23 protein-coding genes are annotated in these 25,251 nt (G+C 68.8%); 6 read left to right on the top strand and 17 right to left on the bottom strand.

Annotation, left to right across the window (positions count from 1 at the left end; all coding sequences use genetic code 11):
* Nucleotides 1-195 precede the first annotated feature (195 nt).
* Both ppsR and MCHT01_RS03760 read left to right on the top strand, forming a co-directional pair.
* Nucleotides 196-1,017 carry a posphoenolpyruvate synthetase regulatory kinase/phosphorylase PpsR gene (ppsR, locus tag MCHT01_RS03765; protein WP_067062522.1) on the top strand — a complete coding sequence of 274 codons (822 nt, stop codon included), beginning with the start codon at nt 196-198 and terminating at the stop codon, nt 1,015-1,017.
* 44 nt (nt 1,018-1,061) lie between these two features.
* Nucleotides 1,062-1,952 carry an EamA family transporter gene (locus MCHT01_RS03760; protein WP_067062519.1) on the top strand — a complete coding sequence of 297 codons (891 nt, stop codon included), beginning with the start codon at nt 1,062-1,064 and terminating at the stop codon, nt 1,950-1,952.
* Between the two features lie 12 nt (nt 1,953-1,964).
* On the opposite strand, the gene MCHT01_RS03755 is transcribed toward MCHT01_RS03760, so the two are convergent.
* The 16 genes from MCHT01_RS03755 to rpsB form a co-directional block, all read right to left on the bottom strand.
* On the bottom strand, nt 1,965-2,738 hold the full coding sequence (locus MCHT01_RS03755; RefSeq protein ID WP_067062517.1) for a TrmH family RNA methyltransferase: 774 nt from the start codon (nt 2,736-2,738) through the stop codon (nt 1,965-1,967).
* Nucleotides 2,739-2,783: 45 nt separating this feature from the next.
* Nucleotides 2,784-3,467, bottom strand: a complete 684-nt coding sequence (gene rnhB / locus MCHT01_RS03750; RefSeq protein ID WP_067062515.1) for a ribonuclease HII — start codon at nt 3,465-3,467, stop codon at nt 2,784-2,786.
* Nucleotides 3,439-4,584: a lipid-A-disaccharide synthase gene (gene lpxB / locus MCHT01_RS03745; protein ID WP_067062513.1), complete on the bottom strand. Its 1,146-nt coding sequence runs from the start codon at nt 4,582-4,584 to the stop codon at nt 3,439-3,441. Before lpxB ends, rnhB begins: the two co-directional genes overlap by 29 nt.
* Before the next feature lie 19 nt (nt 4,585-4,603).
* Nucleotides 4,604-5,395, bottom strand: a complete 792-nt coding sequence (gene lpxA, locus MCHT01_RS03740; RefSeq protein ID WP_067062510.1) for an acyl-ACP--UDP-N-acetylglucosamine O-acyltransferase — start codon at nt 5,393-5,395, stop codon at nt 4,604-4,606.
* A 28-nt stretch (nt 5,396-5,423) separates the two neighbouring features.
* Nucleotides 5,424-5,879, bottom strand: a complete 456-nt coding sequence (fabZ, locus tag MCHT01_RS03735; protein ID WP_174549033.1) for a 3-hydroxyacyl-ACP dehydratase FabZ — start codon at nt 5,877-5,879, stop codon at nt 5,424-5,426.
* Nucleotides 5,876-6,937: a UDP-3-O-(3-hydroxymyristoyl)glucosamine N-acyltransferase gene (gene lpxD / locus MCHT01_RS03730; protein WP_439956151.1), complete on the bottom strand. Its 1,062-nt coding sequence runs from the start codon at nt 6,935-6,937 to the stop codon at nt 5,876-5,878. Before lpxD ends, fabZ begins: the two co-directional genes overlap by 4 nt.
* A 2-nt stretch (nt 6,938-6,939) precedes the next feature.
* Nucleotides 6,940-7,449, bottom strand: a complete 510-nt coding sequence (locus MCHT01_RS03725) for an OmpH/Skp family outer membrane protein (RefSeq protein ID WP_067062509.1) — start codon at nt 7,447-7,449, stop codon at nt 6,940-6,942.
* Nucleotides 7,449-9,752, bottom strand: a complete 2,304-nt coding sequence (bamA, locus tag MCHT01_RS03720) for an outer membrane protein assembly factor BamA (protein WP_148661364.1) — start codon at nt 9,750-9,752, stop codon at nt 7,449-7,451. Before bamA ends, MCHT01_RS03725 begins: the two co-directional genes overlap by 1 nt.
* A gap of 9 nt (nt 9,753-9,761) precedes the next feature.
* Nucleotides 9,762-11,129 carry an RIP metalloprotease RseP gene (gene rseP, locus MCHT01_RS03715; RefSeq protein ID WP_067062506.1) on the bottom strand — a complete coding sequence of 456 codons (1,368 nt, stop codon included), beginning with the start codon at nt 11,127-11,129 and terminating at the stop codon, nt 9,762-9,764.
* 25 nt (nt 11,130-11,154) lie between these two features.
* Nucleotides 11,155-12,360: a 1-deoxy-D-xylulose-5-phosphate reductoisomerase gene (ispC, locus tag MCHT01_RS03710; RefSeq protein WP_067062503.1), complete on the bottom strand. Its 1,206-nt coding sequence runs from the start codon at nt 12,358-12,360 to the stop codon at nt 11,155-11,157.
* A gap of 31 nt (nt 12,361-12,391) precedes the next feature.
* Nucleotides 12,392-13,225: a phosphatidate cytidylyltransferase gene (locus MCHT01_RS03705; RefSeq protein WP_067062501.1), complete on the bottom strand. Its 834-nt coding sequence runs from the start codon at nt 13,223-13,225 to the stop codon at nt 12,392-12,394.
* A 1-nt stretch (nt 13,226) separates the two neighbouring features.
* Nucleotides 13,227-13,958, bottom strand: a complete 732-nt coding sequence (gene uppS / locus MCHT01_RS03700; RefSeq protein WP_259375132.1) for a polyprenyl diphosphate synthase — start codon at nt 13,956-13,958, stop codon at nt 13,227-13,229.
* A 13-nt stretch (nt 13,959-13,971) separates the two neighbouring features.
* Nucleotides 13,972-14,532 (bottom strand): ribosome recycling factor, encoded by a 561-nt coding sequence (frr, locus tag MCHT01_RS03695; protein ID WP_067062496.1) that lies wholly within the window; start codon nt 14,530-14,532, stop codon nt 13,972-13,974.
* A gap of 58 nt (nt 14,533-14,590) precedes the next feature.
* Nucleotides 14,591-15,301 carry a UMP kinase gene (gene pyrH / locus MCHT01_RS03690; RefSeq protein ID WP_067062494.1) on the bottom strand — a complete coding sequence of 237 codons (711 nt, stop codon included), beginning with the start codon at nt 15,299-15,301 and terminating at the stop codon, nt 14,591-14,593.
* Between the two features lie 96 nt (nt 15,302-15,397).
* Nucleotides 15,398-16,297, bottom strand: a complete 900-nt coding sequence (tsf, locus tag MCHT01_RS03685; RefSeq protein WP_067062492.1) for a translation elongation factor Ts — start codon at nt 16,295-16,297, stop codon at nt 15,398-15,400.
* 119 nt (nt 16,298-16,416) lie between these two features.
* On the bottom strand, nt 16,417-17,163 hold the full coding sequence (gene rpsB, locus MCHT01_RS03680) for a 30S ribosomal protein S2 (protein ID WP_067062490.1): 747 nt from the start codon (nt 17,161-17,163) through the stop codon (nt 16,417-16,419).
* A 203-nt stretch (nt 17,164-17,366) separates the two neighbouring features.
* Between rpsB and MCHT01_RS03675 the strand changes: the two genes are divergently transcribed.
* The 4 genes from MCHT01_RS03675 to MCHT01_RS27100 all read left to right on the top strand — a co-directional run bounded on the left by MCHT01_RS03675 (nt 17,367) and on the right by MCHT01_RS27100 (nt 22,530).
* Nucleotides 17,367-18,728 carry an amidase gene (locus MCHT01_RS03675; protein ID WP_067062489.1) on the top strand — a complete coding sequence of 454 codons (1,362 nt, stop codon included), beginning with the start codon at nt 17,367-17,369 and terminating at the stop codon, nt 18,726-18,728.
* Nucleotides 18,728-19,933 carry an FAD-dependent oxidoreductase gene (locus MCHT01_RS03670; RefSeq protein WP_067062487.1) on the top strand — a complete coding sequence of 402 codons (1,206 nt, stop codon included), beginning with the start codon at nt 18,728-18,730 and terminating at the stop codon, nt 19,931-19,933. The genes MCHT01_RS03675 and MCHT01_RS03670 overlap by 1 nt, the downstream gene beginning before the upstream one ends.
* A 169-nt stretch (nt 19,934-20,102) precedes the next feature.
* Nucleotides 20,103-21,653, top strand: a complete 1,551-nt coding sequence (locus tag MCHT01_RS03665; protein ID WP_245643146.1) for an NAD(P)H-hydrate dehydratase — start codon at nt 20,103-20,105, stop codon at nt 21,651-21,653.
* 232 nt (nt 21,654-21,885) lie between these two features.
* Nucleotides 21,886-22,530 carry a PEP-CTERM sorting domain-containing protein gene (locus MCHT01_RS27100; RefSeq protein WP_067062483.1) on the top strand — a complete coding sequence of 215 codons (645 nt, stop codon included), beginning with the start codon at nt 21,886-21,888 and terminating at the stop codon, nt 22,528-22,530.
* Nucleotides 22,531-22,670: 140 nt separating this feature from the next.
* Here MCHT01_RS27100 and rnr read toward each other — a convergent pair whose 3' ends face one another.
* Nucleotides 22,671-25,133, bottom strand: coding sequence for a ribonuclease R (gene rnr, locus MCHT01_RS03655; RefSeq protein WP_245643160.1), 2,463 nt, complete (start codon nt 25,131-25,133; stop codon nt 22,671-22,673).
* Nucleotides 25,134-25,251: the final 118 nt, after the last annotated feature.

Genomic DNA, 25,251 nt, shown 5'->3' with positions numbered 1-25,251 from the left:
GCGCACGACAGGTCTTGTCGATTCTTGTGGGCGTCGCGGGGCGGCGTTCATGCGGGTCAGGGGCAAGCTGCGGGCGATTCTAGTGGGTCGCCGATCTATGATGTAAGCCCTCGTTCGGGGCCCGGCCGGCGGCGATCCTTCGCGCTTCGGCACACGGCATTCCCGGACCGGCAAAGGCTCCCCCGAAAGCGCTTCATGACCCAGCACACCGTGTTCTTTGTCTCGGATGGCACCGGCATCACCGCCGAAACCTTCGGTAACTCCATCCTGGCCCAGTTCTCGGTGAAGGCGCGCCATGTGCGCCGCCCCTTCGTCGACAACGCCGACAAGGCCATCCAGCTGGTGCGCGAGATCAACGAGACCGGCGAGCGAGAAGGCCAGCGCCCCATCGTCTTCGCGACGCTGGTCAACCGCGAGGTGCTGAACGTGGTGCGGCAGGATTGCCAGGGGCTGGTGCTGGACATGTTCGGCACCTTCATCGCGCCGCTGGAGGACGAGTTCCGGATCAAGTCCAACCACCGCGTGGGCCGCTTTTCGGATGTCGCCAAGAGCCAGGAATATCACGACCGGATCGAGGCCATCAACTTCTCGCTGGCGCATGACGACGGCCAGTCCGCCCGCAACCTGGACACGGCCGACGTGATCCTGGTCGGCGTGAGCCGCTGCGGCAAGACGCCCACGTCGCTCTATCTGGCGATGCAGCACGGCATCAAGGCCGCCAACTATCCGCTGATCCCCGAGGACTTCGAGCGCGGCCACCTCCCCTCGCTGCTGATCCCGCACAAGAAGAAGTGCTTCGGCCTGACCATCGATCCCGAGCGCCTGGCGCAGGTGCGCAACGAGCGCCGGCCCGGCAGCAAGTACGCCGATCTGATGAACTGCCATTACGAGGTCCGCGAGGCCGAGACCATGATGAAGAAGGCCGGCATCAACTGGCTGTCCTCGACGCACAAGTCGATCGAGGAGATCGCGACGACGATTCTTCGCGATATCCGTCCCGACCGCTTGATGTACTGATCGCGAGGCGCGGAACGGCGATCCGTATGCGAGACCGCTGATCCATGCCGGCATCCGCACTGGCGCTTGTCATCGCCGCCGCCCTCATCCACGCACTGTGGAACTTCGCCGCCAAGAAGGCCCAGGGCAATCATCATTTCGCCTGCATGACCGCGGTCGGCGTCAGCCTGCTCTGGCTGCCACTGGTGTTCATCGTGGGCCTCGACGAACTGCCGAACTGGGGCTGGCAGGCCTGGACCGCGACGCTGGCCAGCGCCATCGTCCACCTGGCCTACTTCAACGCCTTGCTCGCCGGCTACCGCGCCGCCGACATGACGGTGGTCTATCCGGTCGCGCGTGGCAGCGGGCCGCTGCTGTCCTCGCTGGTCGCCGTGCTGCTGCTGGGCGAGCACCTCGGCCTGGGCGGCGCGCTGGGATTGGCGGGCGTGGTCGGCGGCATCCTGCTGATGGCGGCGGGACCCACGTTCTTCTCCAAAAGCGCGAATCACGATCCCGAGCGGCATCGCAAGCGCCAGCTGGGCATCGCCTGGGGCGCGCTCACCGGCGCCACCATCGCCGCCTACAGCGTCATCGACGGTTACGCGGTGAAGGTGCTGGCGCTGTCGCCCATCCTCTACGACTACCTGTGCAACCTGCTGCGCGTGCCGGTGAGCCTGCCCGCGGTGATGCGCGATCGCGCGGGCTTCCTGCCGGCGCTGCGCAAGCAGTGGAAGCACGCGCTGGTCGTGGCGGTCGGTGCCCCGACCGCCTATGTGCTGGTGCTGTACGCGATGAAGCTCGCACCGCTGTCGCGCGTCGCACCGGCACGGGAGCTGTCGATGCTCTTCGCCGCGCTGATCGGCGGCCAGTTGCTCGGGGAAGGCGAACGCGGCTGGCGCATCGCGGGAGCGGTGTTCATCGCGGTGGGCGTCGCCGCCTTGGCGATGGCCCGCTGAAAGCGCCTCGCCTCAGACGAGACGGCGTCGCGCCGATTCGTAGAGGCAGATGGACGCGGCGCTCGCGACGTTGAGCGACTCCTCGCCACCCGGCTGCGGAATGCCGATGCGCAGCGCGCAGCGCGCCATCAGCGCCTCCGCGACGCCCTGCCCTTCATGACCCATGACCCAGGCGCAGGGGTTCGGCAGATCGGCCTCGTGCAGCAGCGCGTCCGAGTGCGAACTCGTCGCCAGCAGCGGCACCTTCAGCGCGTCGAGGTCCTCGACGCTCAGGCCCTCGATGAGCCGCAGCCCGAAGTGCGCGCCCATGCCGGCGCGCAGCACCTTGGGCGACCACAGCGCCGCCGTGCCCTTGAGCGCCAGCACCTGGCGGAAGCCCAGCGCCGCGGCGCTGCGCAGGATCGTGCCCACGTTGCCCGCGTCCTGCAGCCGGTCCAGCACGACCGAATCGGCCTGCGCCTCGATGCGCGGCTGTCCCGGCAACGCGAGCTCGAAACCGATTTGCGCCGGCGACTCCAGCCCCGACACCGTCTTGAACAGCGCCGGCGAGACGACCAGCACCTTGGGCGCCACGTCGGCCAGCGCGCGCATCGCCTCGTCCGCCGCGGCGACGTCGGTGATCAGCGCCAGCACCGGCCGCACGCCGCGCTGCACGGCGGCGCGCGCGAGGTGGTCGCCCTCCAGCCACACGCCGCCGAGCTTGCGGTAGGCGCCCGCGTCCTGCGCCAGCTTGCGCAGGTGCTGCAGCTTGGGGTTGTCTCGCGCGGTGATCGACTGCCAGCTCATGCGGCGTTCATTCCAGGTTGCGTGCGAGCTCGCGCCCGCGGGATCTCAATCGAGCTCGACGACACCGGCGGCGACGCCGGTCCCGGCACTCAGGCTCACGCCGCTCAGGTCCAGCGAGCGGACCGGCGCGAAGCTCTGGCGGTGCCACACCGTGGCGCCGTGCAGACGCAGCGCCTCCAGATGCTCGCGCGTGCCGTAGCCCTTGTGGTTGTCGAAGCCGTACTGGGGGTACTGCTCGTGCATCTGCAGGCAGAAGCGGTCGCGATGCACCTTGGCCAGGATGGACGCGGCCGAGATCGCCGGCACCAGCGCGTCGCCCTTGACGATGGCCTCGGCCGGGATGCGCAGCACCGGCAAGCGGTTGCCGTCCACCTGCACCCGCGCCGGCTTCAGCCGCAGGCCCTCGACGGCGCGGCGCATGGCCAGCATCGTCGCCTGCAGGATGTTGATCTGGTCGATCTCCTCGACGGTCGCCTCGGCGATGCAGAAGCACAGCGCCTTGGCGCGGATCTCGTCGAAGAGCTGCTCGCGCTTCTTCTCGCTCAGCACCTTGGAATCGCCCAGGCCCTTGATCGGGTGCTGGTCGTCCAGGATCACCGCCGCGGCCACCACGGGCCCGGCCAGCGGGCCGCGCCCAGCCTCGTCCACGCCGCACAGCAGGCCCTCGCGGCCCCACTCCAGGCCGAGCTGCTCCGGCTGCTCAGCGGCCGAGGATTTTCGCGATCGCATCGCCGGCCCTTTGCGCGGTGTTGCAGCGCAGCTGTTGGTGGATCTCGAGGAAACGGGCGTGCAGACGCGCGCGTCGTGGCGCGTCGTCCAGCCAGGCCAGGCCTTCCGAGGCGATGCGCTCGCCGGTGCAGTCGTCCTGCAGGCATTCCGGCACCAGGGTCTCGCGCGCGAGCACGTTGGGCAGGCCCACCCACGGGAGCAGCGCCTTGCCCTTCATCCGCCACGCGTTGAACCAGTGCAGCTTGTAGGCGATCACCATGGGCCGCTTGAGCAAGGCCGCCTCCAGCGTCGCGGTGCCGCTGGCGACCAGCGTCAGGTCGCAGGCCGCCAGCGCGTCCTGCGCGCGGCCGTCGATCAGCGTCAGCGGCAGGCCCGCGCCATGGCGCGCGACCAGCGCCTCCACCGCGGGCCGCAGACCCGGGGCGATCGGGATCACGAAGCGCAGCTCGGGCCGCGCCTTCAGCATCCGCTGCGCCGCGTCCAGCAGCGCCGGGCCGATGTAGGTCAGCTCGCTGTGCCGGCTGCCGGGCAGCAGGGAGACGATCACGTCGCCCGCGCCGAAGCCCAGCTCGCGCCGGGCGTCCTCGGTCGGCGGTTCGAAGGGGATCTGGTCGGCCAGCGGATGGCCGACGTAGGTGGCCTCGATGCCGGCCTTGTGCAGGATCTCGGGCTCGAAGGGGAACAGGCAGAGCACGTGATCCGCGCTGCGCTTGATCGTGGTCACGCGCTCGGCGCGCCAGGCCCAGATCGACGGGCAGACGAAATGGACCGTCCTGATGCCCGACTCGCGCAGACGCTGCTCGAGACCGAAGTTGAAATCGGGCGCGTCGACGCCGACGAAGACCGAGGGCCGCTCCGCGATCAGCCGATCGCCGAGCTGGCGACGGATCGCCAGCAGCTCGCGGATGTTCTTGATCGCGTCCCAGTAGCCGAAGATCGACAGCTTGTGGCTGGGCCACCAGGCGTCGAAGCCCTGCGACTGCATCTTCGGGCCGCCGATGCCGGCCGAGCTCAGCCCGGGCCAGCGCGCCTTCAGCCCCTGGAGCAGCAGGCTGGCCAGCAAGTCCCCGGAGGCCTCGCCGGCCACCAGGCCCAGTCGAGGATCCGTGGAGGTCATGGCTGGCGGTCCGGGCCTGTCAGCGAACGAGGCCGCGCTTGGCGGCGGCCAGGAAGTCCAGCATCAGCTGGATGTCGCGCAGCGACTCCGCATCCTGCCCGTGCTTGAGCGCTTCGATGTTGGCCACCGACTGCTCCAGCGTCGTGCCGTCGCGGAACAGCAGCTTGTGGACCTGACGGATCACGCCGATGCGGTCGTTGCTGAAGCCGCGGCGACGCAGGCCGGTCAGGTTGACCGCGCGCACGGCCAGCGGGTTGCCGTCGACGGTCATGTAGGGGGCGACGTCCTGCGCCACATGGCCCTGGAAGCCGATCATCGCGTGCGCGCCCACGTGCACGAACTGGTGCACGCCGGTGAGCCCGCCGATGGTGGCCCAGTCGCCGACATGGACGTGCCCGGCCAGCGTCGCGTTGTTGGCCAGCACGCAGTGGTCGCCGACGATCACGTCATGCGCCAGATGCACGTAGGCCATGATCCAGTTATCGGAGCCGACGCGCGTGACGCCCTGCTCCTTGAACGTGCCGGTGTTGAAGGTGCAGAACTCGCGGATCGTGTTGCGATCGCCGATGACGAGCTCGGTCACCTCGCCGCCGTGGCTCATGTCCTGCGGCATCGCGCCGATCGACGCGAACTGGAAGATCTTGTTGTCGCGGCCGATCGTGGTCTTGCCCTCGACGACCGTGTGCGGGCCGATCCAGGTGCCGGCGCCGATGCGCACCTCCGGGCCAATCACCGCGTAGGGACCGACCTGGACGGTGTCGTCGAGTTGCGCCTTCGGATCGACGATGGCGGTGGGATGGATCTGGGCCATGTGCGGAAGGATTCGAGGCGGCGACGGCTCAGCAGTCGAGCTTGCGCATCGTGCACATCAGCTTGGCTTCGGCCACGACGTCGTTGCCGACCAGCGCGCGCGCGCCGAACTTGTAGATGCCGGCCTTGGCGCGGTCCAGGGTCACTTCCAGGATCAGCTGGTCGCCCGGCTCGACCGGACGCTTGAAGCGCGCCTCGTCGATGCCCGCGAAGTAGACGACGTGGTTCTCGTCCAGCGTGAAGTCGTAGCTCTCGACGGCCAGCAGCGTGGCGGCCTGCGCCAGCGCTTCCAGGATCAGCACGCCCGGCATCACCGGACGGTGCGGGAAGTGGCCCTGGAAGAAGGGCTCGTTGATGCTGACGTTCTTCAGCGCGCGGATACGCACGCCCTTCTCGACCTCGATCACGCGATCGACCAGCAGGATCGGGTAGCGATGCGGCAGCTTCTCGAGGATGCCGTGGATGTCGATGATCTTCTCGTTCATGTCGTCTTCTTTTCCAAAGCGCGCACGCGCTGACGCAGCTCGTAGAGCCCCCGCAGCGCGGCCGCATTCTTCTGCCAGGACGCGGCGTCCTCGAAAGGCCACATGCCGGCGTAGGCGCCCGGCTTGTCGATGCTGTTGCTGATGTTGGCGGTCGGGCCGATCTGCACGCCGTCCGTGATCTTGATGTGCCCGTTGATGCGGGCGGCGCCGGCCACGATGCAGTTCGCGCCGATCTCGGCGCTGCCCGCGATGGCCACCGCGCCGGCGATCGCCGTGCCACGGCCGATCTTCACGTTGTGGGCGATCTGGACCAGGTTGTCGATGATCACCCCGTCGGCGATCACCGTGTCGCCCAGCGCGCCGCGGTCGATGCAGGTGTTGGCGCCGATGTCGACGCCGTCACCGATGCGCACCGCGCCGAGCTGCTCGATCTTGACCCACTCGACGCCCTGCTCGCCCTTGGTCGGGGCGAAACCGAAGCCGTCCGCGCCGATCACGGCGCCGCTGTGGATCAGCGAGCGCTCGCCGATCACGCAGTCGCGGCCGAAGACCACGTGCGGTTCCAGCCGCGTCTGCGCGCCGACGCGGGCGTCCTGCTCGACGATGGTGTGCGCGCCGATGCGCACGCCGTCCCCCAGGACGGCGCCGGACTCGACCACCGCATGCGGGCCGACCTCGACGTCGCGGCCGATCACGGCGTCCGCCGCGACAGTCGCCGTCGGGTGGATCGCCGGGGCCGCGCGCGGCTTGCGCATGTGCGCGGCCCACCACTGGGTCAGGCGCGCGAAGTAGAGATAGGGATCCGGCGTGACGATGCAGCTGGCGGTCGTGCCCGCGCCGTGGCGCGCCGCGGCGGCCTCGGCCTGCTTCGGATGCACGATGACGCAGCCGGCCCGCGTGGTCGCGAGCTGGGCTTCGTACTTCGGATTCGAGAGAAAGGAGATGGCGTCCACGCCGGCGTCCTCCAGCGGGGCGATCGCGGAGATCGCCACATCGGAGGCACCAACAAGATCGCCGCCCAAGGCGGCGATCAGATCCGAGACCAGAGCCTGTTTCACGGTCACTTCTGAGCGTTGAGCGCGTCGATCACCTTCTTCGTGATGTCCACGCGGGGGCTGGCATGAATCGCGTCCTGCACGATCAGATCGTACTTGTCCTGCTCGAAGATCTGCTTGATGACCTTGTTGGCCTTCTCGACCAGGGCCGTCGTCTCCTCGCTCTTGCGCTGGGCGACGTCCTCGTTGAACTCGCGGCGCTTGCGCTGCAGGTCGCGGTCCTGCTCGATCAGCTCGCGCTGGCGGCGGGCGCGCTCGACGTCGCTCAGCGCCGGGCCGTCCTTGTCGAGCTTCTCGGCGGCGCCGCGCAGCTTGCCTTCCTGGTCCAGCAGCGCCTTCTCGCGGCGGCTGAACTCGGCCTGCAGCTTGGCTTCGGCCGCCTTGGCGAGATTGGTCTCGCGCAGGATGCGCTCGCTGTTGACGTAGCCGATCTTGACTTCCTGGGCTTGCGCGCCCAGGGACGCCGTCGCCGCGAGACACGCGGCCACGACGATCTGCGACAGCTTGCTCTTCATCAGAATGCAGTCCCGATCTGGAATTGGAATCGCTCGATTCTATCCGTGGGCTTCTTGCGCACCGGCGAGCCGTAGCTCAAGCGCAGCGGACCCATCGGAGACAGCCAGCTGATGCCGACGCCGGCCGACACGCGGGTGTCCTTGAACTCCAGCTTCTCGTCCTGGCCCCACACGTTGCCGGCATCCAGGAAGCCGAACAGGCGGAAGCTCTTGTCGTTGCCCGAGCCGGGCACCGGGACGTAGAACTCGGTGTTAATGTTGAACTTGCGGTTGCCGCCGGTGTAGGAGCCGGTCACGTCGACCGGGCCCAGCGTGCCGGGCTCGAACACCCGCACCGATCCCAGGCCGCCGCCGTAGAAGTTCTTGAAGATCGGATACGGACGGCCACCCAGGCCCTTGCCGTAGGCGACTTCGCTGTTGATCATGAACGAGAACTTGCGGCCCAGCGGGAAGAACTGCTGGTACTGCAGGTTGGCGATGGTGTAGCGCGAGTCGCCGACCGGGCTCATTTCCAGGTTGACGCGCTTCATCGAGCCGGCCGTCGGCGTGATCACCGAGTCGCGGTTGTCGCGCTTCCAGCCGATCGTCAGCGGGATGGACATGGCCGACGAGCCGAACTGGTTGCGGAACAGCCAGTAGCTGTTGGGCAGGCCGGTCGTCGTGGTGATGCGGGTGGTCTCGTAGCCGATGCCGAAGAAGACGGTGTCGTCCTCGGAGAACGGGACGCCGAACTTCACCGAGCCGCCGTAGGACGCGAACTCGTATTCCTCGCCCAGGTTGTTGATCGGCTTGACGGTCCGGTAGAACACGTCGACCGCGCGCGACACGCCGTCCACGGTGAAGTACGGGTCGACGGTGGTGACGCCCAGCGAGCGGCCGGTGCTGGCGGTGTTCACCTGGATGCCCAGGTAGTTGCCGGAACCGAAGACGTTTTCCTGCGAGATCGAGCCCGACAGCGACAGCTTGCTGGCGCTGGAGTAGCCGGCGCCGATCTGGATGTTGCCGGTGGGACGCTCGGTCACGGTCAGCGTGACGTCGACCTGGTCGGGCGAGCCCGGCACTTCCGCGGTGTCGATCGTGACGTCCTTGAAGTAGCCCAGGCGCTCGACGCGGTCACGCGAGGCCTTGATGCGGGAGCCGTCGTACCAGGACGATTCGAACTGGCGGAACTCGCGGCGGATCACTTCGTCGCGGGTGCGGGTGTTGCCGGAGACCAGCACGCGGCGCACATAGACGCGGCGCTGCGGCTCGCCCACCAGGGTCACGGTGACCTGGCCGGTGGCGCGGTCGATCTCGGGGCGGCTCTCCACGCGCGCGAAGGCGTAGCCGAAGGTGCCGTACAGGTCCTGGAAGTTGCGGGTGGTCTGGGCCACCGCCTCGCCGTTGTAGGCCTGGCCCGGCTTGAGCGCGATCAGGCGCTTGAACTCTTCCTCGCGGCCCAGGAACTCGCCTTCCAGCTTGATCGCGTTGACCGTGTAGGGCTGGCCCTCGTTCACGGTGACGGCGATGCTGATGCGCTGCTTGTCGGGGGAGATCGTGACCTGGGTCGACTCGACGTTGAACTCGAGGTAGCCGCGGTTCAGGTAGTACGAGCGGATCGTTTCCAGGTCCGCGTTCAGCTTGGCGCGGGAGTAGCGATCGGTCTTGGTGTACCAGGTCAGCCAGCCGGAGGTCGTCTGCTCCAGCAGGCCCAGCAGCGTGCTTTCGCTGAAGACCTTGTTGCCCAGGATGCGGATCTCGGCGATCTTGGCCGGCTCGCCCTCGGTCACCGAGAAGCTCACGTTGACGCGGTTGCGCTCGATCGGGGTGATGGTCGTCGTGACTTCGGCGCCGTACAGCGAGCGGGTCAGGTATTGACGCTTCAGCTCCTGCTCGGCGCGGTCGGCCAGGGCCTTGTCGAAGGGCTTGCCCTCACCGATGCCGACGTCCTTCAAGGACTTGGTCAGCGCCTCGGTGTCGAACTCCTTCAGGCCGACGAAGCTGACGTTGGCGATGATGGGACGTTCCTCGATCACGACGACCACCGCATCGGTGTCGATGTTGATCTTGACGTCCTTGAACAAGCCGGTCGCGAACAGCGCGCGCAAGGCGGCGGCGCCCTTCTCGTCGTTGTAGGTGTCGCCGATCCGGAACGGGAGGGCCGCGAAGACCGTCCCCGGGTCGGTGCGCTGGAGGCCCTCGACGCGGATGTCCTTCAGAACGAACGGGTCGACGGCCCAGGCGGAACCGGCGTGCAGCGCGGTGGCCAGCACCGCCAGTTGGATCACGTGGGGGCGCAAAGCGTCGGGCAGGAATCGGGACATGCGGAAGCTTCAGTGCAGACCCAGCGAGCGGGTCAGATCGTTGAAAAGGGCCAGGCTCATCATCAGCGCCACCACGGCGATTCCCGCGCGTTGCAGCTGCTTGAGCCACCACTCGGAGACAGGGCGGCCGCTCAGACCCTCGAAAAGATAATACATCAGGTGTCCGCCATCGAGCATCGGCAGCGGCAGCAGGTTCAGGACGCCGAGACTCACGCTGACAGCCGCGAGAAAGCTCAGGAACGCGGAGAGGCCCAGGCTGGCCGACTGGTCCGCCGCCTTGGCGATGGTGATGGGTCCGCTCAGGTTCTTTACCGAAGCTTCACCCACCAACATCCGCCCCAGCGTCTTGACCGTCAGCGCGCCCAGTTCCCAGGTGCGGGTCAGGCCTTGCCTGACGGACTCGAAGGGGCTGTAGTGCACGGTGACGGTGTCGACCTTGCCGGCGAAGTAGGCGCCGATGCGCGCGATGCGCTCGTCGCCGACCACCTCGATCCGAGGGGTGACTTCACGTTCGATCACCTGGCCGTCGCGCTGCGCGACGACGTGCAGCACCTGGGGTCGGCCGTCCACGACCGCGCGGCGCACGCGCTGCACGACCCAGGACGCGTCGGGCACAGCCTCGCCGTCGATGCGCAGGAGCCGGTCGCCCGGATGCAGGCCGGCGGCGTCGGCCGCCTCGCCCTGGGTGACAGGTCCCAGCACCGGCTCGGAGAACACGCCGCCCAGGCCGAGCTGGCGCATGGTGCGTTCGTCGAAGTCCCGGCTGGCCAGGGTGTCGGTGTCGATGCGCAAGTTGCGGCGCCCATGGCCCTGGGCATTGCTGACGCCGAGGAACAGCGGCCGCTTGTCGGCCACCGCCTGCGCCAGCTGCCAGCCGAAGTCCGGCATCGAGCGCACGTCCTCCCACTCCTGACCGTCCGTGGACCATGCCTGGACCCAGTCGCCGGCGCGCAGTCCCGCGCGATCGGCCAGGCTGCCGGCCAGCGGCGTGCCGAGCACCGCCTTCGCCTCGTCGCGGCCGATCCAGCCCGCGGCCGCGAACAGCAGCACGGCCAGCACGAGATTGGCCGCCGGGCCGGCCACCGTGATGAAGGCGCGCTGCCAGAGCGTCTTGCGGTTGAAGGACTGCGCGCGCAGGTGATCGGGAACATCGCCATCGCGCTCGTTGAGCATGAGCACGTAGCCGCCGAAGGGGATGGCGCTGAAGGCGAACTCGGTGCCGTCGCGGTTGCGACGGCGCATCAGCACGCGGCCGAATCCGAACGAGAAACGCAGGACCTTGACGCCGCAGGCGAGCGCGGCGCGGTAGTGGCCCCACTCGTGGATCACGATCAGCACGCCGATCGTGAGGAAGTAGTACAGGAACTGGGAGAGCACGGCGTCGGTCCGGTCGGCGGAAGACTCAGTGCGCGCCGAGCGACGCGATCAGGCCCTGCGCATGACGGCGGGCGCGGGCGTCCAGCGTCAGCAGGCCCTCGACGCTGTCGACCTCGCCGGCCTGCGGCGCGACGCTCTCCAGCGTCGCTCGGTTGACCCGGCAGATGTGGTCGAAGCGCAGCTTGCGGTCGAGGAAGGCGGCGACCGCCTCCTCGTTCGCCGCGTTCAGCACCGCGGTGCTGCCCTCCGCGGCGTGCAGCGCCTGCCAGGAGAGGTGCAGCCCGGGGAAGCGGCGGGCGTCGGCTTCCTCGAAGGTCAGCGTCGGCTTGGCCAGGAAGTCCAGCGGCTCGGCGCCGGAGGTGATGCGTTCGGGGAAGGACAGCGCGTAGGCGATGGGGACGCGCATGTCGGGCGTGCCCATCTGCGCCAGCACCGAGCGATCCCGGCACACGACCATCGAATGGACGATGCTCTGCGGATGGATGACGACCTTCACCTGCTCCGGGGTCAGGTCGAACAGCCAGCGGGCCTCGATGACCTCGAGCGCCTTGTTCATCATCGTCGCCGAGTCCACCGAGATCTTGCGGCCCATCACCCAGTTCGGGTGAGCGCAGGCCTGCTCGGGCGTGACGTCGGACAGCGTGGCCGGATCGCGCTGGCGGAAGGGACCGCCGGACGCCGTCAGCACGATGTGGTCGATGCGCTCGTGCCAGGTGGCGCGGTCCTCGGGCAGGCACTGGAAGATCGCCGAATGCTCGGAATCGACGGGGAGCAGCGTGGCGCCCCCCTCCTCCACCGCGCGCATGAACAGCGCGCCGCCAAGCACGATGGCTTCCTTGTTCGCGAGCAGCAGGCGCTTGCCCGCGCGCGCCGCGGCGATCGCCGGCGCGAGCCCCGCGGCCCCCACGATGGCGGCCATCACGGCATCGACCTCCGGGTGGGCGGCGATCTCGCTGAGCGCGGCCATGCCGTCCAGCACCTCGGTGCGCGAGCCCGCGGCGCGCAGCCGGTCGCGCAGTTGCGCGGCCAGCGCGGCATCGGGCAGCACCGCGAAGCGCGGCTCGTACTGCACGCACTGGGCGGCGAGCTCGTCGACACGGCTCATCGCCGACAGCGCGAAGACGCGATAGCGGTCGGGGTGACGCGCGATCACGTCCAGGGTGTTGGTCCCGATCGATCCGGTGGATCCCAGCACGCAGACCTGCTGCGGGCGGTTGGAGGAATGGCTCATCGCAAGGGGATCCGGGCGACCGGGATCTGGATCAAAGTGAGGTCAGCGCCAGCGCCAGCGGCAGCACCGGCAGCAGCGCGTCGACACGGTCGAGCACGCCGCCATGACCCGGAAGCAGCTGGCTGCTGTCCTTGGCGCCGGCGGCCCGCTTGACCAGGGATTCGAAGAGATCGCCGACGACGCTCATCGCCGACAGGAAGACCAGCGCCAGGATCGCGACGATTCCCAGGCGCTGGACCAGCACCGTGTACATCGAGGCCGAGTCCACCGCCACGCGCGCGTCGATGACGTGCACCCAGACGAAGCCCAGCACGATCACGCCGACCAGGCCGCCGATGGCACCTTCCCAGCTCTTGCCGGGACTGATCGCCGGGGCCAGCTTGCGGCGGCCGAAGGCCTTGCCGGCGAAGTAGGCGGCGATGTCGGCCATCCAGACCAGGCACATCGCCGACAGCAGGAAATTGATGCCCCGCTGCTTGGCGACGACCAGCGCCAGCCAGGCCGCCCACAGCAGCACCGCGCCGAGCACGAGCCGCAGCGTCCGGTCCAGCCTGGGCCAGCCCGCCACGCCCGCCGCGAGCGCGCGCACGCCGCCGAGCACCCACAGGCCGCCCGCGAGCCACCAGCACCAGGCGGGCACCGCGAAGCCCAGCAGGTACAGCGTGGCCGCGCAGGCCGCCGCGAGCACCGCGCCAAAGCCGATCGCGAAGGCGCCGGGCTTGCCGTTCAGACGCGACCATTCCCAGCCGGCCGCGGCGATCATCGCCAGCGTGAGCAGCGCGAACCACATCGGGTTCGACGCGAACAGCGCGGGCAGCAGGATCGCCAGCAGGACGACCGCGGTGATGACGCGTTGCAGCAGCATCTCAGGCCTCCTGGGGCACGCCGGGAACGTTCACGCCGCCGAAGCGGCGATCGCGGGCGCGGAACGCGGCGATCGCCTCGTCCAGTTGCGCCTCGCCGAACTCCGGCCACAGGCAGTCGGAGAAGACGAACTCGGTGTAAGCCGTCTGCCAGAGCATGAAGTTGCTGATGCGCAGTTCGCCGCCGGTGCGGATGAACAGGTCCGGATCGGGCGCGTAGCTCATCGCCATGAACTCGGACAGCTTGGCTTCCGTCAGTTCATGGGCGGGCACGCCCGCCTCCATCGCCTTGCGGCAGGCCTGGACGATGTCCCAGCGGCCGCCGTAGTTGAACGCGACGTTCAGCGTCAGCTTGCTGTTGTGGGCGGTGGAGCCCTCGGCTTCCGCCCAGGCCGCGCGCAGCTTGTCGGAGACCGCCTCGCGGTCGCCCACGATGCGGATGCGCACGCCCATCGCGCCCATGCGGGCCAGGTAGCGCGACACCGCGGCGAGCACCAGGCCCATCAGGCCGGACACCTCGTCGCTGGGGCGCTTCCAGTTCTCGCTGGAGAAGGCGAAGACGGTCAGGTACTCGATCTCGCGGTCGATGCAGGCCTGCACGACGCGCACCAGCGCGTCCACACCCTGCTTGTGGCCGAAGAAGCGCGGGAGGAACCGCTTCTTGGCCCAGCGGCCATTGCCATCCATGACGATGGCGACATGGCGGGGCACTCCCGCCTTGCTGTCTGCGCTCACGAGGCCGTGCCGCTCAGACGGCCATGATCTCGGCTTCCTTGGCCGAGAGCAGCTTGTCGATCTCGTTGACCACGCGGTCGGTCAGCTTCTGGACTTCGTCCTGGCTGCGGCGCTCGTCGTCCTCGGTGATGACCTTGTCCTTGGCCATCTTCTTCGCCTGTTCGTTGGCGTCGCGACGCAGGTTGCGCACGGCGACCTTCGCGTCCTCGGCGGCGCCTTTGGCCACCTTCACCAGATCACGGCGACGCTCTTCCGACAGGGGGGGCATCGGCACGCGGATCAGGTCGCCCATCGAGGACGGATTCAGGCCCAGGTCCGACTCGCGGATGGCCTTCTCGATCTTCTGGCTCATGCCCTTCTCCCAGGGCTGCACGCTGACCGTGCGCGCGTCCAGCAGCGTGACGTTCGCGACCTGGGAGATGGGGACCATCGAGCCGTAGTAGTCCACGTGCACCTGGTCCAGCAGGCCCGGGTGGGCGCGACCGGTACGGATCTTCTGCAGTTCGTTCTTGAAGGCCTCGATGGACTTGGCCATCTTGGCTTCGACGTTCTTCTTGATGTCGGCGATGCTCATGTTCTTTTCCTCAATCGAAGTCTGGCGACGGGGCGGCTGCTACAACGCGCCGCGACGCTCAGACGTGCACCAGCGTGCCCTCGTCCTCGCCCATCACGACGCGCTTGAGCGCGCCCGGCTTGAAGATCGAGAACACCTTGATCGGGAGCTTCTGGTCGCGGCACAGCGCGAACGCGGTCGCGTCCAGCACCTGCAGGTTCTTGCTGATCGCCTCGTCGAAGCTGATGCGCGCATAGCGCGTGGCGGTCGGATCCTTCTTCGGATCGGCGGTGTAGACGCCGTCGACCTTGGTCGCCTTCAGCACGATCTCGGCGCCGATCTCGGCGCCGCGCAGCGCGGCGGCGGTGTCGGTCGTGAAGAAGGGATTGCCGGTACCGGCGGCGAAGACGACGACCTTGCCCTCTTCCAGGTACTGCAGCGCCTTGGGGCGAACGTAGGGCTCGACGACCTGCTCGATCGCGATGGCGGACATCACGCGGGCGGTCATGCCTTCCTGGCGCATCGTGTCGGCCAGGGCCAGCGAGTTCATCACCGTGGCCAGCATGCCCATGTAGTCCGCGGTCGCGCGGTCCATGCCCACCGAGCCGCCCGCCACGCCGCGGAAGATGTTGCCGCCGCCGATCACGACCGCGACCTCGACACCCAGCTTCGTCACTTCCTGGACTTCCTGCACCATGCGGACGATGGTCGCGCGGTTGATGCCGTAGGAGTCGTCGCCCATCAGGGCTTCGCCGGAGAGCTTGAGCAGGATGCGTTTGTGCGCGGGCATTGTTACCTCGTCAATACAGCCAAAAGAGAGTTGCGCCTGCGAGCGCAGGGCACAAGTGTAAAGGGCGCCAGAGGCGCCCTTTTTGAGTTGCAGAGCTTACTGCTGCTTGCTTGCGGCGGCCACCTGGGCAGCCACTTCGGCGGCGAAGTCGTCCACCTTCTTCTCGATGCCTTCGCCGACCACGTACAGGGTGAAGGACTTCACCGTGGTGGCCTTGTCCTTCAGCATCTGGGCGACGGTCTGCTTGCCATCGGCGGCCTTCACGAAGACCTGGTCCAGCAGCGAGACTTCCTTCAGGAACTTCTGCACCGAGCCTTCGACCATCTTGGCGACGATCTCGGCCGGCTTGCCGGATTCGGCGGCCTTCTCGGTGGCGATCTTGCGTTCCTTCTCGACCAGCTCGGCCGAGACTTCGGCGGACGACAGGGCGGCCGGCTTCATCGCGGCGACGTGCATGGCGACGTCCTTGGCGGCGACATCGTCACCGTCGAACTCGACCACGACGCCGATGCGCGTGCCGTGCAGGTACGAGGCCAGCTTCGCGGCGCCTTCATAGCGCTTGAAGCGGCGGATGGTCATGTTCTCGCCGATCTTGCCGATCAGGCCCTTGCGCACGTCCTCGACCGTCGGGCCGAAGCCTTCCTGCGACAGCGGCAGGGCGGACAGGGCGGCGATGTCGGCGGGGTTGGCATCGACGATCAGGCCGGCCACGGCGTTGACGAAGGCCAGGAAGGCGTCGTTCTTCGAGACGAAGTCGGTCTCGCAGTTGACTTCGACGATGGCGCCGACGTTGCCCTTGACGGCAGCGGCGACGATGCCTTCGGCGGTGACGCGCGAGGCGGCCTTGCCGGCCTTGTTGCCCAGCTTGACGCGCAGGATCTCTTCCGCGCGCTCCATGTCGCCTTCGGCTTCGGTCAGCGCCTTCTTGCACTCCATCATGGGAGCGTCGGTACGGGCGCGCAGCTCGGCGACCATGCTTGCGGTAATTGCTGCCATTTCAATCTCCGTGTGTCGCGATGCCGGAACGCCCCGGCACCGCTGAAATCTGAATCTGATTGGACGAAGGGGGCTGAATCAGCCCCCTTGTCTAAACCCGTCGAGGGTCAGGGCCTGGATCAGGCGCCTTCGTTCACTTCCACGAACTCGTCGCCTTCGGCGGCGACAGCCGCGACGACGTCGTTCGAGGCGTTGGCACGGCCTTCCAGCACGGCGTCGGCGACAGCCTTGGCGTACAGGGCGACAGCCTTGGCCGAGTCGTCGTTACCGGGGATGACGTAGTCGATGCCTTCGGGCGAGTGGTTGGTGTCGACCACGCCGATGACCGGGATGCCCAGCTTCTTGGCTTCGGCGACGGCGATCTTGTGGTAGCCGACGTCGATGACGAACAGCGCGTCCGGCAGGGCAGCCATGTCCTGGATGCCGCCGATGTTCTTCTCGAGCTTGTTGATGTCGCGGGCGAACATCAGGGCTTCCTTCTTGATCGCGGGCTGGGTGCCGGCGTCGATCTGGGCCTGCATGTCCTTCAGCTTCTTCAGCGAGGTCTTGACCGTCTTGAAGTTGGTCAGCGTGCCACCCAGCCAACGCTGGTTCACGCTCGGGACGCCAGCGCGCTCGGCTTCGGCGGCGACGATGTCGCGGGCCTGGCGCTTGGTGCCGACCATCAGGATCGTGCCGCGCTTGGACGACAGCTGACGCACGAACTTCAGGGCTTCCTCGAACGCGGGCAGCGTCTTCTCGAGGTTGATGATGTGGATCTTGTTGCGATGGCCGTAGATATACGGGGCCATCTTGGGGTTCCAGAAGCGGGTTTGGTGACCAAAGTGGACGCCTGCTTCCAGCATCTCGCGCATCGTGACGGACATGAGTAACTCCGAAGGTTGGTTCTAGAATCCGGCGCGAATCGCAACAGCTGCTTGCCGTTGCAACACCTTTGATCGCCGGACTCGCGAATTTGCGAAGTGGGTCAAGCGGACAGACCGCCTGCATCACCCCGCGTTCCCGCCAGACTCCAGCCCCTTTGGCTGGCTTATCCGGCAAAAACCCGACGAGTATAACCCGTTTCCGCATGCCGATCGACCTCATCGAGGCCCTCACCCTGTTGCGCACCGGCCGCCGCGACGCCCGAACCCTGTTGGAAGAGAGCCTGGCCCAGGCCGACGGCCCGGCGTGCGCGCACGTCTTCCTGCGCCGCTTCGACGATGAGGCGCGCGCCGCCGCGCAAGCCAGCGACGCCCTGGCGACCCGCGGCGAGACGCGCCCGCCGCTCGGGGGACTGGCGGTGTCGGTGAAGGATCTGTTCGACGTCGCCGGCCAGCCGACCACGGCCGCCTCGGCCGCGATGGCCGACGCACCGCCCGCCACGCGGGACGCCCCCACCGTCGCGCGACTGCGCGCCGCGGGTGCCGCGCTGATCGGCCACACCCACCTGAGCGAGTTCGCCTTCTCCGGCGTAGGCATCAACCCGCATCACGGCACGCCCCGGAATCCAGTGACACGCGCGATCGACGGCCGGGATCGCATTCCCGGCGGCTCGACGTCCGGCGGCGCGGTCAGCGTCGCGACCGGCGCGGCCTGGGCGGCGCTGGGCTCGGACACGGGCGGCTCGCTGCGCATTCCCGCCGCGCTGCAAGGCCTGGTCGGCTTCAAGAGCACCGCCCGCCTCGTCCCGCTGGACGGGGCGATCCCGCTGTCGCGCTCGCTGGACACGGCCGGCGCGATCACGCGCTCGGTGCGCGATGCCGCGCTGATGCACGAGGTGCTGAGCGGCGCGCCGCTCGCGCTCGCGCATCGCCCCCTCGGCGACTGGCGCTTCGCCGTCACGCCGACCTTCATGCAGGACGAACTCGAGCCCGCGGTCGCGACGGCCTTCGAACGCGCGCTCGCCGCGTTGCGCGCGGCCGGCGCCTCGATCGAGGAACGCGCGCTGCCCGCCCTGCCCCGTGTGGCGGAACTGCAAACCCAGGGCGGCATCACCGCGGCGGAGGCCTGGGCGTGGCACCATGCGCGCCTCGCCGAACGCGGCGACCGCTACGACCCGCGCGTCGCGCTGCGCATCCGCCGCGGCGAAGCCATCACGCCGGCGGCCTATCAGGCCCTGCTCGACGCCCGCGCCCGCTGGATCCACGAGATGACCGCATCGATGCAAGGCATCGATGCCTTCCTCAGCCCGACCGTTCCCCTCCAAGCCCCGGAGATCGCCCCTTTGCTGCACAGCGACGACCTGTTCTTTGCCACCAACGCGCGCCTGCTGCGCAACACCGCCGTCGTGAACCTGCTCGACGGCTGCGCGATCTCGATCCCTTGCGAGCACCCCGGCGAGCTGCCGGTCGGCCTGATGCTGTGGGCGCCCGCGATGCAGGACGCAACGCTGCTTGCCGCGGCCGGCGCGACCGAGGCGGCGCTCGCCCGATCGGCGGGAGCGCGCTGATGCGGGTCGCGATCATCGGAGCCGGCCTGGCCGGCGTGACCTGCGCGTACGAACTCGCCCTGCAGGGCCATGAGGTCCACGTCTTCGAGCGCGACACCAGCGTCGCCACGGGCGCGAGCTTCGCGCCGCCGGGACTGATCGCGCCGGGCCTCATGGCCGCGCGCCCGCAGTGGCCCCTGGCCTGGCGCAACAGGCCGTCGCAGCTGGGATGGAAGCTGGCGCACTGGCGCGCTCGCCGCGCGCGCGGCCAGCAAGCGCTGCCCGAGGCCCTGCACGGCCTGGCGCAGCGCGGCCAGGCCGTGATGGCGGTGTGGCGTCGCGAGCTGCAGATGGACGTCGAGCGCGAGGCCGGCGTGCTGCTGCTGTGGCGCACCGCCAAGGACTACAAGACGGCCGCGACCATCCTGGCGCGACTGCAGGAACGGCAGGTGCCGCACCGCGAGCTCGACGCCGAGGGCTGCCGCGCGCACGAGCCCGGCCTCAACGCCGAATCGCCGCTGCACGGCGGCATCCTGCTGACGCAAGACGAGGCCGCGAACGCGCGCCAGTTCAGCCAGGCGCTCAAGCAGGAAGCACAGCGGCTGGGCGTGCGCTGGAACTTCAACACCGAAGTGCTCCGCATCGAGCCCGGCGCGCAGCCCGCGGTGCATGTCGCCGCCGGCGAGCCGCTGCGCGCGGACGCGGTGATCGTCTGCGCCGGCAAGGGCGCGGCGGCGCTGCTCGCCGCGCAGGGCCTGAAGCTCCCCTGGGGCACGACGCACACCCACACGCTGACCGCGCCACTGCGGCAGCTGGAGGCGCATCCGGATCTCGGTCCGCGCGCGACCGTGATCGACATGAGCCTGGGCGTCAGCCTGACGCGACTGGGCCAGCGCGTGCGAGTGGGCGGCGGCAACGAGCTGGGCGGCTCGTCGACACAACCGGACGGGCAGTCGATGGGCGCGCTGCATCAGGCGGCGCACGACTGGTTCCCCGGTGCGCTGCTCGCGGCAGGCCAGCAGCGCTGGAAGACGGCGCGGCTGATGCTGGCCGACGAGCTGCCGCTGATCGGCGAATCCGGCCTGCCCGGCGTGTGGCTGAACATCGGCCACGGCGAACATGGCTGGACCATGGCCGGCGGCGCCGCGCAGCTGCTGTCGGCGCGACTGGCGAAGAAGGATCCCGGCATCGACGCCGCTCTGCTGGAGCCGGGTCGACTGCGGTGAGCCCAGCGCCGGACCCGGCGCTCCACCCTCAGTGCAGTGATCGCTGAATGCCAAGCGGCGTCCAGCATTCGGCATTCGGCATTCGGCATTCGGCATTCGGCGTCCGGCATTCCGCATCCTGCAAGCTGCAAGCTGTGAGCTGTGAGCTGTGAGCTGTGAGCTGTGAGCTGTGAGCGGCGAGGCCCGAGCGGATAGAGTCGACGGCATGCTGCCGGTACTGCCCCTCACTCACGACTGGTCCCTCCATGACGCGCCTTCGAGCCGGCGCATCGAAGCGGCGGCGCTCGCGCGCCATCCGCCTCACACCCTGATCGAGTGCGCCGGCCTCGCTGTCGCTCGACTGGCGCTCGCGCTGAAGCCATCGGGCAAGGCGGCACTCGTCGTCGCCGGCCCCGGCAACAACGGGGGCGACGGCCTGATCGCCGCCCGCCAACTCGCGGCGCGCGGGTGGTCGGTCGAGATCCTCCTCATCGGCACCGAGCCCGCCACCGGGACCGATGCCGCGCACGCGCTCGCCACGGCGCGCCAAGCCGGGCTTGCGATCCACCGCGGCCTGCCGACGAGGACTCGCCCCGCGGATCTCGTGATCGACGCCCTCCTCGGTCTCGGCGCGAGCCGCGCGCCCGAGGGCGAGTTCGCCGACGCGATCCGGGCCATCAACGAAGGCCGAGGCGCCGGTGCGACCGTCCTCGCCGTCGACCTGCCCAGCGGGCTGGACGTCCGCACGGGTCAGCCACTGGGGACCGACGCGGTCCGGGCCGATCACACGATCACCTTCCTCACCTTGAAGACCGGTCTCTTCACCGGTGAAGGCCGCGCGCTCGCGGGCCGGATCTGGTTCGACGAGCTCGGCGCTCCGGTCGGCGAGAACGGCATCGCCAAGCTCGTCGGCGCCCCGCACATCGGCCTCTGGCAGCGGGCGCACGAGCGCTCCGCCACCAGCCACAAGGGGCGGCACGGCGACGTGGTCGTGCTCGGTGGCGCGCCGACGATGCGCGGCGCGGCCTGGCTCGCGGCAAGCGCCGCGTTGAGCGCCGGCGCAGGCCGCGTCTACGCGGCCCTCCCCGACGACGACGGCCAACCCTGGCCCGCCAGGCCCGAGCTGATGCACTGGGACTTCGCGCGCTGGCATGCACCGAGCGCCGAATGGCGCGAGGTGGTCGCCGTGTGCGGCTGCGGTGGTGGGGCCGCGATCGCGGCCGCACTGTCGACCGTGCTGCACGCGGCCACGCGCGTCGTGCTGGACGCCGATGCGCTGAACCTGATCGCGGGCGACGAGTCGCTCCAGGAAGCGACCCGCAAGCGCGCCGCGCATGGCTGGGAGACCATCCTCACGCCCCACCCGCTGGAGGCCGCCCGGCTGCTGGGCGAAGCCTCGGCCACATCGGTTCAGGCGGACCGCCTCGAGGCCGCGCGGCAACTGGCCGCGCGCTTCCAGGCGACGGTCGTGCTCAAGGGCTCGGGCAGCGTGGTCGCGACGCCGGGCCGTCGCCCCGCGATCAACAGCACCGGATCGTCCGCGCTGGCGACGGCGGGCAGCGGCGACGTCCTCGCCGGATGGATCGGCGGTCTCTGGGCGCAATCACCCGGGATCTCCCCCCATCAGCTGGCCATGACGGCCGTCGCCTGGCACGGCGCCGCCGCCGAAGGGCATGCCGGCCCCCTGCTGGCGGCGGATCTGATCGAGTCGATGAAGGCCCTGCACGCCCCATCGCGCTGACGCGCCCTCTCCTCTCCCCGCCCGAACGGGCGAAGCGCGAATCAAACCGCTGTCGAGTTTTTTGACAGTTTTGTTAACGCGCCCCGTACGACATCTTCACGAGCGCCGCTAAGCCCTTGCCTCCCCTAGAACTAGGGAGTCCTGGCATGTTGTTTGCAAATGTGTCGCCGGTCGCGGCCTTGCCACTCGTCGCGACTCGTGACTGCAAAACGAACAACAGAGAGGGAACCCCATGTTCAAGTCGATCAAAGCCATCGCCACCCTGGCGCTGGTCCTGCTGGCGGGCGCCAGCCAAGCCGCCCCGGTCCTGCTGGGCTCGGTCACCCACAACTACGGCAACGCGGCCGGCCAGTCCAAGGGCGGCTACACCAACAACAGCTGCGTCAAGTCCGGCTACGTGATCGTCAAGGACACCTCGAACGGTTGCGGCAACTCGCGCTTCGCCGACACCTTCGACTTCTCGTCGCTGAACATCGGCACCGTCACCAGCCTGTCGCTGAGCCTGACCTTCGCCGCCACCAACGACGTGACCGCCTTCTTCTTCCCGGAGGACTGGCGCGTGCGCCCGGCCAGCGGCACCACCGGCAGCAACAGCCTGTTCGACATGACGCGCACGGGCAGCGCCATCACCCAGACCTTCACCTTCACCGCCGACAACCTGGACGTGTTCGCCAGCATCGTCAGCAACCGCAACTTCGGCCTGTGGTTCTCGGAGGAGTCGCTCTTCTCGCAGCAGTTCAACCTGCTGTCGGCGACGCTGAACGTCAACGGCGCCGCCCCCGCCCCCGCCGTCGCCGTGCCGGAGCCCACCGCCCTGGCCCTGGCCTCGCTGGCGCTGCTGGCCCTGGGCTTCATCCGCCGTCGCGGCGCGCGCTGAGTCGCGATTGCTGATCGGCCCGCCTCGCCCGAGGCGGCGCCGCAAGGAACAAGGGCCTGGCGACACCGCCAGGCCCTTGTTGCTTATGGGGATCGCGGACCCTTGACCGCGATCGATCCGACCGATTCAGATCCCGCCGATCAGTTGGCCCCGCCGCGCTTGCGACGCGTGGTCTTGGCGGCGGCGCCGGCACTGCTCTTGGCGACGACCGACTTGGCCGGGCCGCGCGCCGTGCGCTTGGCCGCCTTCACGGGATGCGTGTTGGACGACTTGGTCGCGCGAGCCGTCTTGCGACGCTCCGCCTGCAGCACGCGGTCGGCCTGCTCGATGCGCTCCAGCGCATCGACCGCCGTCGGCGCGTCGGGCGTCGGCAGCGGCATGGGTTCGACGGCCGCAGGCGGGGCCGACTTCGCGGCGCTCGCGGCATCGCGGCGAGCCCGCTTGTCGGCGCGCTTGTCGAAGCGCTTGCCGTCACCCCCGTGCTTGTCGCCGAACTTGTCACGATGCGCGCCGCGCAGCAGTCGGGCCTCGTCGCCATCCCGCACCAGGCGGAAATCGATCTTGCGCCCGTCCAGGTCGACACGACTGACCTGCACCTGCACCCGCGCGCCGGTGGCGTAACGGATGCCGGTGCGCTCGCCGCGCAGCTCCTGGCGCACCTCGTCGAAGCGGAAGTACTCGCCGCCCAGTTCGGTGATGTGGATCAGGCCTTCGACGTACATCGCGTCCAGCTGCACGAACAGCCCGAAGCTGGTCACCGCGCTGACGGTGCCGGCGAACTCCTCGCCCAGGTGGTCGCGCATGTAGCGGCACTTGAGCCAGGCCTCGACGTCGCGCGAGGCCTCGTCGGCGCGGCGCTCGTTGGCGCTGCAATGCGCGCCGACGACTTCCCAGCGCTCGGCCTCGGTCGACGCGGAGGCCGCCGTGGGCGCGGCCTTCGCGGCCTGCTTCCCGGGCCGCTTGGGCATCGGGTTGGCGGCCTCCATCTTGTGGGCGTCGAGCGCGTACTTCTTCGCGCCGAGCAGCGCCTTGATCACGCGATGGACCAGGAGGTCCGGGTAGCGCCGGATCGGGCTCGTGAAGTGCGTGTAGGCCTGATACGCGAGACCGAAGTGACCCGAGTTGAAGGGGGTGTAGATCGCCTGCTGCATCGAGCGCAGCAGCATGGTGTGGATCTGCTGCGCGTCGGGCCGGTCCTTGGTCGCCTGCGCGATGGCCTGGAACTCGCCCGGCGTGGGGTCGTCGCTGATCCCCATGCCGATGCCCAGCGCGCGCAGATAGGCCTGCAGCGTGCCGCGCTTCTCGGGCGTCGGGCCCTCGTGGACGCGGAACAGGGACGCATGCTTGCCACCGGCGATGAAGTCGGCCGCGCAGACGTTGGCGGCGAGCATCGCCTCCTCGATCAGACGGTGCGCCTCGTTGCGGGTGCGGGGCACGATCTTCTCGATGCGGCCGTTGTCGTCGCAGACGATCTGGGTCTCGGTCGTCTCGAAGTCGACCGCGCCTCGCTTCGCCCGCTGGGACAGCAGCGCGCGATAGACCTCGTGCAGATGCAGCAGGTGCGGCACCAGCGCCTTGCGCTTGTGCGCCTCCGGGCCATGCGTGTTGCCCAGGATGGCCGCGACCTCGGTGTAGGTGAAGCGGGCATGCGAGTTGATGACGGCCGGATAGAACTGGTACGCGTGGAGCTCGCCCTCCTCCGTGACCAGCATGTCGCAGACCATGGACAGACGATCCTGTTCCGGGTTCAGCGAGCACAGGCCGTTGGAGAGCTTCTCCGGCAGCATCGGGATCACGCGGCGCGGGAAGTAGACCGAGGTCGCACGCTCGTAGGCATCGCGGTCCAGGGGCTCGCCCGGTTTCACGTAATGGCTGACGTCGGCGATCGCGACCAGCAGGCGCCAGCCCTTGAAGGCCGTCTTTCCTCGGCCCTGCTTGTGGGGCTCGCAATAGACCGCATCGTCGAAGTCGCGCGCGTCCTCGCCGTCGATCGTGACCAGCGCGACGTCGCGCAGGTCGATGCGGTTCTTCATGTCCGCCGCGCGGACCCGGTCGGGCAGCTTCGCGGCCTGGGCGAGCGTGTCGGCGCTGAAGGCGTGCGGCACCTCGTACTTGCGGACCGCGATCTCGATCTCCATGCCGGGATCGTCGATCTCGCCGAGCACCTCGGTCACGCGACCGACGGGCTGCGAGTACAGCGACGGGGGTTCGGTCAGCTCGACCGCGACGATCTGGCCCGCGGTCGCATTGGCGATCGCGTTCTTCGGGACCAGGATGTCCTGGCCGTAGCGCTTGTCCTCGGGGGCGACGAGCCAGATGCCCGATTCCAGCAACAGGCGGCCGATGATGGGCTTCTTGCGACGCTCGAGGATCTCGAGGACGCGCCCCTCGGGGCGACCGCGCTTGTCCAGGCGCACGACGCGGACGCGGAGACGATCGCCATGCATGACGGCGTGCATCTCTTGCGAGGACAGGTAGACATCGGGCTGGCCGTCATCGGGCATCAGGAAGCCGTGCCCATCGCGATGACCTTGAACCGTGCCCTCGACTTCGCCCATCAGCGAATTGTTTTGCTGGGGGCTTGCGTTCTTGAAGTTTTTGATAGTAGAATCCTTGTCTTTCCTGAAACGCAAAAGCTTTTTAAAGCGTTTCGAGAAACTGAAGGCTCAAGAATACTTCAAAGTAGCTTGAGCGAGTTTTTCGGAGCGTTGGCTTTTGAAC

The sequence above is a fragment of the Mitsuaria chitosanitabida ATCC BAA-476 = NBRC 102408 genome (assembly GCF_001598255.1).
GTDB classification, from domain to species: Bacteria; Pseudomonadota; Gammaproteobacteria; order Burkholderiales; family Burkholderiaceae_C; genus Roseateles; species Roseateles chitosanitabidus.
The sequence above is the reverse complement of the archived record's forward strand: the minus strand, read 5'-3'. Positions and strand labels throughout refer to the sequence as shown.